Genomic DNA, 12,074 nt, shown 5'->3' on the forward strand with positions numbered 1-12,074 from the left:
TAAGTTGATGGGCATGGGGTAGAACCAGCATCTTCGAGTGAAATATACATTTTTGAATATTCTGAATAGGGTGTCTTTGCCCATCGCCTCGAAATGGGGGAATAGCAAGAAATTTAGTGACAAAACGCTTATAAATAAAGGATTTTAATTTCTTTTTAAAATAAAATATGTCAAAATATATACAGTTTAATTGACATGTTTCAAATATTATTAAGTTGTATTTTTGAAATGGAAAATACAAGATTTTTAGCTATGTCATAAAGTTGTACTTTTTGACATGATGTATAAATTTCTAATGAGTTAAGCTAAGTCACCCATTTCGGGAATTTGGGCAAAAACACCCAACATGCTTTATTTCTTTTACATAATCATTCTTACAAAGAAGTGGAAGAAAAAATGGGTATTTCCAAAAGTACATTAATCAGAGCGAAGAGGCAATTAAAAAAAGAGAATGCTACAGAAATTACAGTTACATCATAGCATTTATCTCGCTATTTACTTTTAATGGAAAAAGTCCTGCGGACTAGAGAAGCTACCCTGTCACTAAGCCTGACAATGAGTAATTCCTCTATTTCGGGGATTTAGGCAAAAACATCCAAGATAAAGTTTTAAATAAAAAAGGAGCATACCATTTCGGTTATGCTCCCTTCTCTTTTTTAAGAAATTTATAATGACATTGTTATTTACCTATACACTTTTCGTACCTTTTTTTGATTAATTAATACACAACTTACAACAGCAGCAACAAATATTAGCATTACAACAGTCATATTTTGATGTTCTGAAAAAATACTGTATGCTTGTATTGATAATACTATCACTACTTCAAGTAAACGTTCCTTAAATGGTAAATCCCGTAACATATGATATTGTACAGTTAGCATTACACTGCCGATAAATCCATAGATACATGTTGCCAGGAGGAGATCACCAGCATAATATACATGTGTAAGCATAGCGCCTAAAAAAAAGGTGTAACCCCAGACTCCGAAACCACACGCCATTTTAAACGTATCCCTCTTTTTCTTTGTCATAGTACCACATCCTTGATTCATTTTAATGTCTCGCCACACTGGCAGAGATATATGGAATTACACCATCCATTCCAATTTCAATGAAAACTCCTTTTCCTGCAGCAAGAGCTCTTAGAACAGTTTGGCAAATTGAAGCAAATTTAGGAAGACCCATCAAAGCTAAAGCAGAAATAATCGCTCCTCCTACTGGTGTAGCGGTAATTGCTGATAACCCAACAAATGCAGCATACATAGCATATGCTCCTTCAGCTGCAGCGCCTGCTAAAAGTAATTTTGTTTCTGCATTCGTGAACGTCATTTTAATCCATGTCCAACCGTAATCAGTTACTACATATTGTGGACCACCTTTTTTAACTGCGTTCATATTTGGATTAGTTAAACCTGAACTAGAATTATTCTTCACACTTTCATTATAGAAGGTTACGATTTGCTCTAATTTAGCAATCTCTTCATCATTAAAGTTGTAAGTATTTTTCATTGTGGCCATATCATGTTTGTATGTCATTGTTTTTAAATCTGGACTAAAATCAAATTCTTTAATTGCCCCACTGCTTACTACTTTAGACATAAAAGTAATTGATTCTTCTGTAGGTTGAAATGCTTTATTAGCTTTTTGAGAAGAAACATAATTGTTTTGCACATCGTTTTTTTCAGCCGCAAAAGAAGACAGTGGTGCAGATGTTAGTGTAGCCGCTAATAGCATTGTTGCTGGAATGATTTTCTTTAATTTTGTTTTAGATTTTACCATAGTATAATTCCTCCAAATATAATTTCAGAAATATTCACATATGAATTGTATTTCTGACAATTTGTATAATAACATTAAATTTAGATTTTTAGATTCACGAAAAATAGATTTGTTAAATGTAATTTTATATATTGACAAATGGTGTTTTTCACACGTATCTCGGCTGTACCTCTTATAGGGGTAGAACCCCACATCGCCATCAAGCTAACAAAATAAAATTCCCCCTAAAATGAAAAATACGCTATTCTTTCTGTAGAATCATAGGAAAGGATGGCGTTTTTATATGTCTATTTCTGTATCTGATGAATTACAATTATTTGCTCGAGAGATTCAAAGTGTTCTATCTCAAAATACCTTACGGTCTATTGCAAAAAATGTTGGTTTTGTAAAGCGGAGTAGTAAATATCAAGCACAAGATTTAGTGGCTTTATATGTATGGATGAGTCAAAAGGTCGCGACAACTTCTCATAGCTCATTTGTTGTATACTAAAGAAGCTCAAGCAAGAACTATATTATGCGGTTTTAGGCATAAAAAAACGTCTTTTATCAGCACGTAAAAGACGTTTTTTTATTTGAACATTATACATATAGCATGTCTTATGAGTAGTAAGACATGCCACTTTCAGAAAATGTGCTAATTGAGAAACGTATATTATCCCTACATAGCTTGTTGCACAAACAGAATCCGCAAGTTTATTATATCATAAATCAATGATGAAAAAGCGATATATTTCACCATTCCTTATATATATTTCTAATTAGATGTATACTACATATGGTTTCTTTTGTAAATTTTTTAGGTGTTTTTCAAGTCAATTTATGGTCGTTATCTAATCTATTGTATGTATCTGCAGTCGGGCTCTTATGTTCATCATAAGAGCCTATTTGCATGTTCAATTTGTTTTTATGTACAATAAGAAAAAAGAGATCTTATCAGACAGGGAGAGGAAGCCCATGTCCAATCAAAAATTGGTCAATTTACGCATTGATTTTGCATTTAAACAATTATTTGGTACATCGGGAAGCGAAGAAATTCTCATTACATTTCTGAACGCGATGTTAAGAGATTCGCTAGAATCACCGATTCAATCGCTTCAATTTGAAGATCCGCATCTACATCGGGAACATGAAGAAGATAAATTATCGATTCTAGATGTATGCGCAACGTTAGACACAGGAACTAGGATTAACATAGAAATTCAGCTGAATAATCACCACGACATACTAAAACGCTCCCTTTATTATTGGAGTAGATTGTATGCATCTCAATTAAAAAAGGGAAGCCATATAGTTCCCTTCATAAAACCATTACCATTAATTTATTGAACTTCGCCATGTTTAAAGAATATGAAGATTTTCATACGACGGGGAAACTGTGGAATATACAACAGCAGCAACTCCTAAGTGACGATATAGAAATTCATATCGTTGAAATTCCAAAATTGCTACAGCAGTGGCGTGAGGAAAAAGTAAACCCATGGGAGGATTCGTTTGTTCGTTGGTTATTATTGTTACCAGCCAATGAAGATGAACATTTAACACATACACTGGAGGAGATTGCGATGAATCAGGATCCAATTTTACAAAAAGCGATGGATAAATGGGAACATATGAGTCAAGATGCTTCTTTTCGTAAAGAGTATGAAGCAAGGGAAAAAACTTTGATGGATGAAGCGGCCGGTATTGCACATGCATTAAATAAAGGGGTTCAACAGGGAAAACGTCAAATGATTCTGGGTATGCATCGATTACAAATCCCAATAGAAACCATTGCACAAGCAAGCGAACTAACGATTGAAGAAGTAAAGAAAATCATAGAGCAAGCATAAAAGAGGCGGACTTTGGACCGCTTTTTTTACGAAAAAACACAACAAAGACAGTTATGCCAGACTGTCTTTGTTGTGTTTGTGATTTTGCAAGCATTCGTACATATATATCATATCAAAATAGCTTCTACCATACAAAAGAAAAGCCTATACGTATAGAGTGTGTTGTGTAAATACTTCTCAAAGGGGTAGTTAAGACGATTCGTGCTCTAGTCCGTCAGCTACCTCCTGGTTCACAATGGTGCCCCATACACCCATCTGCATATTTCCAACCTACACCAGGTTCGTTAATATGATGCCCTGTATCTCCGTGAGCAGCCACCATTGCCATGTTGACCCTTCAACTCATTATTTCTGCGATTGTAACTTGGAATTCTATCTATATCTCTCGTGCAATTGAAACGTTACGGAATAATGGTATTCATATTCCAGAGGAATATATTCAGCACATCTCTCCATTAGGTTGGGAACATATCGCACTTACAGGAGATTATATTTGGAATTTAAATCAAGAATTGAATTTTGAAAACTTACGGCCACTACGGAAAAATAGAATAAAACAAAAATAAAAACACAGGGAAAATTATTTTCTCTGTGTTTTTACCCCTTAATAATATGTAAAAATATTCCTTAGCGTACAATTTTCTTTTTTCGGTCGTGTGCCCCCTTTAAGCAGAATGCTTTTATTTATATTCCTTTCGCAAAGCGGATGAGGTTAAATTTGCCGTATGCAAATACATACATTTTTATAATCATCAAAGATTTCAAAAGAAATTAAATAACCTGAGTCCATATAAATATAGAACTCAGGTTATGTAGCTGCACTTTTTAATTACACACTTTTCTTGTGTGATCCAGGTGTTACTGTAAAGTAGTATTTTGAACCTTCATATGCATAATTCGTATTTGCTAATGCAGCTGTACGCACAGGATCTTTAAGATCTTGCTTTGCTACAACACGAGATAATCCTTTACCCGGTTCTAATGTATAGTCTGTTTGTATTTTGTATACAGCTGCCGCATAGTCATTATACTTATAGTCAGGGTTATCTACTCTTGATATGTCAAATTTTACTTGCGAACTCGTTTGGTTTGAAACGTTTACAGTATGCTGATAACTAGCTGTTAAACTTGCACTAATCTCTGACGTAACGTCTGCAACAAGAGGAACAACCGATACTTTTATCCCCATTTTCCACCCAACTGTTGTCGCTATTCCAAACATATTTGTAGTTGATACACCCGAAGTTAACGTTTGATTATAACCAAATGCCGATGCGTCATCCTGTAGACCTGAGGCATTTGGCAGAAGTTTATAGTTTGTTTCTCGTTTTAGTTTACTTGTGCCATCCCATATATCGCCATATGCTCGATTTAAATCTTGTTGCATCTTAGCTTTCGCTTCTGCTGACAGTCCGAAACCTGGTACTCCTGCGAAAGCATAGTTTGAATCTGTAATCAGAGATAAATCTTCTGGATTATAATATCCAACTCTAATTTGACCATCGGCTTGTTTTTGAACAAAGTATCCTACACTTTTATATTTCTTTGAATCTACAACTACGGCCCACTGAGAAGTATTATCATCAGAGTCACCTAACGCTAATACATTATTTTGAGGGGTGTCAAATGGTTTGAAATATACAGTATCTCCTATATCGGTTGATTCAACATATGCAGTTCCATGATCAGGAATTGGATTATATGGATTCTCTGGGAGTAGTGGAAGGCCAGGATCGATATCGCCGTCTGTATCAAACTTAGTAAGTTTATTTTTGTACACAGGGGTCATCTTACCATTTTCCATTAGGTAACCCTGGGCCGTTCCTTCTTGTAGTGAAACTTCGTTTTTTTGTGTTTCCGCTGCAAAAGATGTAGCCGGTGCAACCGCAATCGCTGACATACTTAACATACTTGTAAGCGGTATAATAGTAGCTAACTTTTTATAACGTTTTCGCAATATAAACTCCTCCGTTTCTATGTATGGATAAAGTAGGATACTAGTAACCTACTTACTTAAGTATAAAGGGAAAACTGTATATTGCCTCCCTCATAATGGGTTTTTATAAAGGTAATATTGAGGTGTCGCCACAGTACTATTAAGTTGACTTAGTGACAGGTGAAGTAGGAAGCCAAGCGCCCTCAGGTCGCATCAACTCCCCCTTCCCGAACCGTACACATGCCACTTTCACGGCATACGGCTCTCCAAGAACCTACAAAACTATATAAGTCCTCTTTAAAAAATCGACATATCTGCACGTTGAATACGACTGAGGATTGCATCAGGATTTTATCAATAGATTCTATAAATTGATAGATTGAATCCACTAAATAATCCATCGTTTCATGATAACAATTTGCTAATAGGCCTCACGATACATGCCCATCAACTTAAGAGTTGTGAACCTTTTTTATAAAAAACAAACATTTATGTTAATGATGAACCGCTATTTTTAACTATAATTTGGAAATTATCTTGCGGACCATAGCAGCTACCCTGTCAATAAGCCTATATAAACAGAGACGAAGTCTTTCATCAGACTCCGTCTTTTCGGCATACAACGCATTACAGGAATTATTCAAATCTGCTTAAACTACAATAGGATTTTGTATGCAGGTCTATGTTTTCTCAAACTTGGCAACAGAACTCTATATACTTATAGAGTTACTTCATGATTTACATATTAATTTCCATTGGAGAACGTTTCTTATCTGATTCTGTTTCTCCAGATTGTTCAGAAAGTGTTGTACATTCTTGAAACGCAAATTGTTTACAGCCCTTACATGTGGATAGTTCTAATTCTTGTAGTGCAAAGTTTAACGCTAATCCTGTACGCGTGAAAAAGTGTTGCTCTCCAATCGTATAACCCTGTTTGATGGAATATGTCTTTCGGTTGATGCTGGATACCTGAAATCAAAAGGGTTCCTTGTTTTTCAAGGTTCTGTTGCAAAGTTTGAAAAAACATCAACCTGCTTACAAAATACGGTTGTAGTTTAAGCAGTTCTGAATAACTGCTGTAATTCCTTGTGCGTTGAAAAAGAGAAGTCTGGAATGTGACTTCTCTTTTGTTTGTATATGGCATGAACCGTTTCGATTCCTTTCAATGTACGTGAAGCATGGCGCAGATTTTGAAATCCTGCGGATTTAACAAAACGTCGTTTGATATGTCTATGGTCTTGTTCGATGAGATTATTGAAATGCTTAACAGTACAATGTTTCGTATGCACATAAAAGCCATTATGTTTTAGTTTTTTGAACGCACAAAGTAAAGCATGATCCTTGTCTGTTGTGAGAACCGTTGGTTCTCCAAAAGCTTTCACTAACCTTTTCATAAACATATAGGCTGCTTGATGATCTCGCTTTTTGCGAAGTTGAATATCCAATGTGTGACCTTCCTTATCAATCGTACGATAAAGATAACGCCACTTTCCCTTGACTTTGATATAGGTTTCATCTAAATGCCATACGGAATGTGCTGATTTATTTTTCTTCTTCCAAATTTGATAAATGATATTTCCATATTCATGGACCCAACGCATAATAGTTGTAGGATGAACTGAAACACCACGCTCTCTCAAAAGTTCAGATACGTCGCGATAGCTTAAAGAAAAACGACAATAGTAGCCGACAGCTACCAAGATAATGTCTCTCTCGAATTGTTTCCCTTTAAAATATCCCATATGTTATGCTCCTCATCTCATTTTTCTACGGTCTAGCTCAGCTCCAAAAACTTTGCAACGAAACCTTTGACTCTGTTTTTGGGGTATTGTTCACAATTGTATTATTTATTTAAGAACAGATTATTTCAATAACCTGTTCTTTGTTTGTAAAGAAATACGTACACAGCTTTAGCAAGATCTTTCACTAGAGAAAGAATAAGATGAAAAATAATTCGAGATTTTTTATCTTTAACTATCTCTCAAAAAGGAGAAATAAGAAAGAGTAACCTCTTACAAAAACACCCAATAGAAATCCTCTTTTTTTGTTAAATTTATCATGTATTTGTACTAAAAATACGTTGCTTTCTTACAAACTTGTCATCTATTTGTAAGCTTAATCGATGTCTCTTCCTTCTTTTTTTATATAAAGTATGTTAGATAACCAGCTTTGTTTGATAGAAACATACTTGCTAAGGAGGAGACACCACATGAAAAAAAGTATTCAAGTAACTTTGAGTTCCATTATTATCGCATCCAGTATGCATTCCTATTGTTACGCTGACACAATACCTACAAATAAATCCCTTACAGGCAAGGGTGTAAAAGTTGCTGTAATAGATTCTGGTATAGATGTTACACACCCAGATCTCAAACAAAATTATGTAAAAGGATATGATTTTCTCGATAATGATACGGTCCCTGAAGATAGGGATGGACATGGTACACATGTAGCGGGCATTATTGCTGCAAACGGAGCGATGAAAGGAATAGCGCCAGATGCATCCATTCTAGCATACCGTGTTTGGGGTGGTTCCAGAGGAGGTCCTCAAGCGATTATAAAAGCCATTGAGCAAGCGATTAAAGATGGAGCACAAATTATTAATTTATCATTAGGAGAAAACATTGATGGTACTGATACACCATTAAATCAAGCAATTCGAAAAGCGATCAATCGTAATATTACGGTGGTAGTAGCCGCAGGAAATGCAGGACCTACACAGTGGTCTATACATAGTTTAGCTAGTACACCAGAGGCTATCACGGTAGGGAATGCAAAGGCGCAGGGGATAAAAGAAACGATATTACAAATTCCAGGTATACAAAAAGAAATTGGGCTTCATCTACTGGACAAAAATCAAACATTGCATACGGGAGAGTATGGTATTGTGTATTTACATGATTTCAATCTTGATAACATACAAAAGGAAACTGACTTCAAAAATAAAATTGTGGTGATTGAAAATGCGGATTTCAATGGTGAACAAGCTATGAATACTTTACAAGAACTTCAAAAACGGGGTGCAGTAGCCATTTTGGACAGTCTGAATGATGAAAACCAATCGGTCAAACAGTATGCATCTTTATATAGGACAATGTTGAATATCCAAGAAAAAATTCCTGTACTGATAGGGATTTCGAAAGAGGAAAAGGGAATGGTAATAAAGGCAGCTCAAGAACAAAAAATAGTAACCATTTTAAATGACACAGAGGCACGAGTTGATTCTAGCAGCTCGCATGGACCTACGGTAGGTTCTTGGGGAATAAAACCTGATTTAGCTGCACCAGGAGTGGATATAGAAAGTACATTCCCACTGAATTTAGAGGAAATGCCCTCCTCACAAAAGACGGGGTACGCTATTATGTCTGGGACGAGTATGGCAGCCCCTTATGTGACAGGCGCCGCGGCGTTACTCAAGCAAGAGCATCCTGACTGGACACCTTATGAAATCCGTGCAGCTCTTACGAGTACGACCACATTACTTACAGAACGATCTGGTCAAGTCACAACCCCTTTGGCACAGGGATCAGGACAAATTAATATTGAAAAAGCTTTACGCGCAGAAATATTACCCTTAACGAATAATCTAAATTTCGGTTTCTTACATGCAAATACAGGAGTTCAAACCGTGACTCAAACATTAAGAATTGAGAATGTATCAAATAAGAATTGTACTTTATCTACTCAAAATCAATTATTAGATGGGAAAGTAGACCTAAATATACCAGAGTATATTACCATTCCTGCCTATCAGACGATTGAAATTCCTGTCAAGTTACAGGTAGATACCTCTCTTACAATAGATAAACATATAGGGTTGATTTCACTTGGACAAGGTGAGGAACAAATGCATATCCCGTATATCGTGTCAGTAGATCCAAAAGATTATCCATTTTTATCAATTGTTCATGGCGAAGAGACAGTTTCGCGTAACCAATTCCCTTATTTGTTAGAATATGATACACCATTCCCACCAAAACAGTTAACAATTTCTATTACAGGACATACAGTGGAGCAGCAACCATTTTCTGCGACTTTAATGGACACACGACATCCATCTAAAGGGTATCAACAATTTAAATGGGATGGAAAAGATAAAAATAAAAAGAAGGTACCGAAGGGCACCTATACAATTGTGATTACAGCGAAATATAATGGGAAATCATATGAAGTATCTCATCCCTTGACAATTAAATAACAAAGATGTTTTTATATATTCTACATGTAATTTTCACGCGTATTTCTTTAGGATGAAAATTCAAATGTTTGGGAAAGCTTCATCGTTTCTCCTCTGTTAGGGTTCCGTTGCAAAGTTTTTGGAGCTGAGCTAGACCGTAGAAAAATGAGATGAGGAGCATAACATATGGGATATTTTAAAGGAAAACAATTCGAGAGAGACATTATCTTGGTAGCTGTCGGCTACTATTGTCGTTTTTCTTTAAGCTATCGCGACGTATCTGAACTTTTGGGAGAGCGTGGTGTTTCAGTTCATCCTACAACTATTATGCGTTGGGTCCATGAATATGGAAATATCATTTATCAAATTTGGAAGAAGAAAAATAAATCAGCACATTCCGTATGGCATTTAGATGAAACCTATATCAAAGTCAAGGGAAAGTGGCGTTATCTTTATCGTACGATTGATAAGGAAGGTCACACATTGGATATTCAACTTCGCAAAAAGCGAGATCATCAAGCAGCCTATATGTTTATGAAAAGGTTAGTGAAAGCTTTTGGAGAACCAACGGTTCTCACAACAGACAAGGATCATGCTTTACTTTGTGCGTTCAAAAAACTAAAACATAATGGCTTTTATGTGCATACGAAACATTGTACTGTTAAGCATTTCAATAATCTCATCGAACAAGACCATAGACATATCAAACGACGTTTTGTTAAATCCGCAGGATTTCAAAATCTGCGCCATGCTTCACGTACATTGAAAGGAATCGAAACGGTTCATGCCATATACAAACAAAAGAGAAGTCACATTCCAGACTTCTCTTTTTCAACGCACAAGGAATTACAGCAGTTATTCAGAACTGCTTAAACTACAACCGTATTTTGTAAGCAGGTTGATGTTTTTTCAAACTTTGCAACAGAACCAATAAAACACACATCAAAAAAAACAACAAAGGTTGCTTCTTCTCTCCTTTTTCAGCTACAATAGATATATACCTTCTTTGCCCATTCCCTCTAAAAAGGGGAATAACAAAAAACATATAGAAGATGAAATAAGAAAGGTGACTCACTTTATGACGCAACCTTTAGTGAATTTGCGAGTCGATTATGCTTTCAAGCAATTATTTGGGGTACAAGGACAAGAGGACTTATTGATTTCTTTCTTAAATGCGATCTTGCATGAGTCATTATCTACACCGATTATATCGTTAACACTTGAAGATCCCCATATTCATAAAGAATATGAAGAAGATAAATTATCCATACTAGATATATTAGCTACCCTTCAAGATAAGACCAAGGTATGCCTTACCGTTCTTTGCGAAAAACCATTACCATCAATCTATTAGATTTTAAACTCTTTCCTCATTATGATGATATGCATACAGTCGGACAGTTTTGGAGCAAGCAACAGAATGATGTACTTCTCGACGATTTAGAAATCCATTTTATTGAGATTCCAAAATTACTAAAACAATGGCGAGAAGAAAAAATTAACCCGTGGGAAAATGAATTTACTCGTTGGTTACTTTTATTACCAGCGCATGCAGATGAACATTTGACCCACACATTGGAGGACATCGCTATGAAACAAGATCCGGTGTTACAAAAGGCCATCCACAAATGGGAAAATATGAGTCAGAGCAGTTCGTTCCGCCTCGCATATGAAGCTCGGGAAAAAGTATTATTTGATGAACAAGCGAAATTAGCACATGCTCGTGAGGTTGGTATAGAAGAAGGTATGGAAAAAGGGCTTCAAGAGGGAATTGAAAAAGGAAAAGAAGTAGGCATTCAAGAAGGTAAATTAGCCGAAAGAGAGCAACTTATCCGTGGCATGCATAAAAACGGCATGGATATCGAAGATATTGCAAAATTTACGAATATGGACCTGTCGGATGTACGCCATATTTTGGAACAATAACAGAGAGACATCTCAAGCGGTGGGATGTCTCTCTGTTATTGTCTGATTATTCAGGATATTTACGATTCATTTCTCCCTTACTAAACAATCGATTGTACTGTTCCTGTATACTTTGGAGTTGTAAATGTAGTCCTTTTGCCAGTGGTGTCACCTTGCGGTCTTGTTGTAAGATGAGCAATAACTGGGACACTTTTAGACGCATCTCGTGAATCTCATATGCTTCTTCTATCAAACCATCTATAGAAACCTGCTGAAGAATCGATTCAATTCTGCTCATTTCCCAATCAATTTCTTGTAACAATTGTTTTTATAATTGAAATTTATATATGTATTACTATTCCTGTAAGTTTAGTTGTATATGGTATAAGCATTCCGAATTTGGGTTTCTTTACCCATCGCCTCGAAATTGGGGAATTAGCTTAAC

7 protein-coding genes and 6 pseudogenes are annotated in these 12,074 nt (G+C 35.8%); 8 read left to right on the forward strand and 5 right to left on the reverse strand.

What is annotated here, in order from left to right:
* Positions 1 to 333 precede the first annotated feature (333 nt).
* A pseudogene (locus AC3WVZ_RS30320) lies at positions 334 to 480 on the forward strand (hypothetical protein); the annotation flags it as partial.
* Positions 481 to 683: 203 nt separating this feature from the next.
* Here the strand turns inward: AC3WVZ_RS30320 and AC3WVZ_RS30325 are convergent.
* Positions 684 to 1,034: a hypothetical protein gene (locus tag AC3WVZ_RS30325; protein ID WP_233936884.1), complete on the reverse strand. Its 351-nt coding sequence runs from the start codon at positions 1,032 to 1,034 to the stop codon at positions 684 to 686.
* A gap of 22 nt (positions 1,035 to 1,056) precedes the next feature.
* Positions 1,057 to 1,782: a hypothetical protein gene (locus tag AC3WVZ_RS30330; protein WP_075718591.1), complete on the reverse strand. Its 726-nt coding sequence runs from the start codon at positions 1,780 to 1,782 to the stop codon at positions 1,057 to 1,059.
* 283 nt (positions 1,783 to 2,065) lie between these two features.
* Here AC3WVZ_RS30330 and AC3WVZ_RS30335 point away from each other — a divergent pair.
* From AC3WVZ_RS30335 to AC3WVZ_RS30350, 4 pseudogenes are all read left to right on the forward strand, one after another.
* Positions 2,066 to 2,248: pseudogene (locus AC3WVZ_RS30335) on the forward strand (IS4 family transposase); the annotation flags it as partial.
* Between the two features lie 488 nt (positions 2,249 to 2,736).
* Positions 2,737 to 3,611: pseudogene (locus tag AC3WVZ_RS30340) on the forward strand (Rpn family recombination-promoting nuclease/putative transposase).
* A gap of 335 nt (positions 3,612 to 3,946) precedes the next feature.
* Positions 3,947 to 4,177, forward strand: a pseudogene (locus AC3WVZ_RS30345) (Tn3 family transposase); the annotation flags it as partial.
* Between the two features lie 118 nt (positions 4,178 to 4,295).
* Positions 4,296 to 4,427, forward strand: a pseudogene (locus AC3WVZ_RS30350) (IS3 family transposase); the annotation flags it as partial.
* Positions 4,428 to 4,440: 13 nt separating this feature from the next.
* Here the strand turns inward: AC3WVZ_RS30350 and AC3WVZ_RS30355 are convergent.
* Together AC3WVZ_RS30355 and AC3WVZ_RS30360 are read right to left on the reverse strand one after the other, a co-directional pair.
* Positions 4,441 to 5,568: a hypothetical protein gene (locus AC3WVZ_RS30355; RefSeq protein WP_100910637.1), complete on the reverse strand. Its 1,128-nt coding sequence runs from the start codon at positions 5,566 to 5,568 to the stop codon at positions 4,441 to 4,443.
* Between the two features lie 1,034 nt (positions 5,569 to 6,602).
* Positions 6,603 to 7,289: an IS6 family transposase gene (locus tag AC3WVZ_RS30360; RefSeq protein ID WP_233936886.1), complete on the reverse strand. Its 687-nt coding sequence runs from the start codon at positions 7,287 to 7,289 to the stop codon at positions 6,603 to 6,605.
* Positions 7,290 to 7,756: 467 nt separating this feature from the next.
* Here AC3WVZ_RS30360 and AC3WVZ_RS30365 point away from each other — a divergent pair, with 467 nt between their 5' ends.
* The 3 genes and pseudogenes from AC3WVZ_RS30365 to AC3WVZ_RS30375 all read left to right on the forward strand — a co-directional run bounded on the left by AC3WVZ_RS30365 (position 7,757) and on the right by AC3WVZ_RS30375 (position 11,650).
* Positions 7,757 to 9,745 carry a S8 family serine peptidase gene (locus AC3WVZ_RS30365; RefSeq protein WP_282082069.1) on the forward strand — a complete coding sequence of 663 codons (1,989 nt, stop codon included), beginning with the start codon at positions 7,757 to 7,759 and terminating at the stop codon, positions 9,743 to 9,745.
* Between the two features lie 165 nt (positions 9,746 to 9,910).
* On the forward strand, positions 9,911 to 10,597 hold the full coding sequence (locus AC3WVZ_RS30370) for an IS6 family transposase (protein WP_233936887.1): 687 nt from the start codon (positions 9,911 to 9,913) through the stop codon (positions 10,595 to 10,597).
* Between the two features lie 205 nt (positions 10,598 to 10,802).
* A pseudogene (locus AC3WVZ_RS30375) lies at positions 10,803 to 11,650 on the forward strand (Rpn family recombination-promoting nuclease/putative transposase).
* Positions 11,651 to 11,696: 46 nt separating this feature from the next.
* Here the strand turns inward: AC3WVZ_RS30375 and AC3WVZ_RS30380 are convergent.
* Positions 11,697 to 11,927, reverse strand: coding sequence for a hypothetical protein (locus AC3WVZ_RS30380; protein ID WP_233936889.1), 231 nt, complete (start codon positions 11,925 to 11,927; stop codon positions 11,697 to 11,699).
* Between the last annotated feature and the right edge of the window lie 147 nt (positions 11,928 to 12,074).

Source organism: Bacillus sp. CPT56D-587-MTF (genome assembly GCF_058792335.1).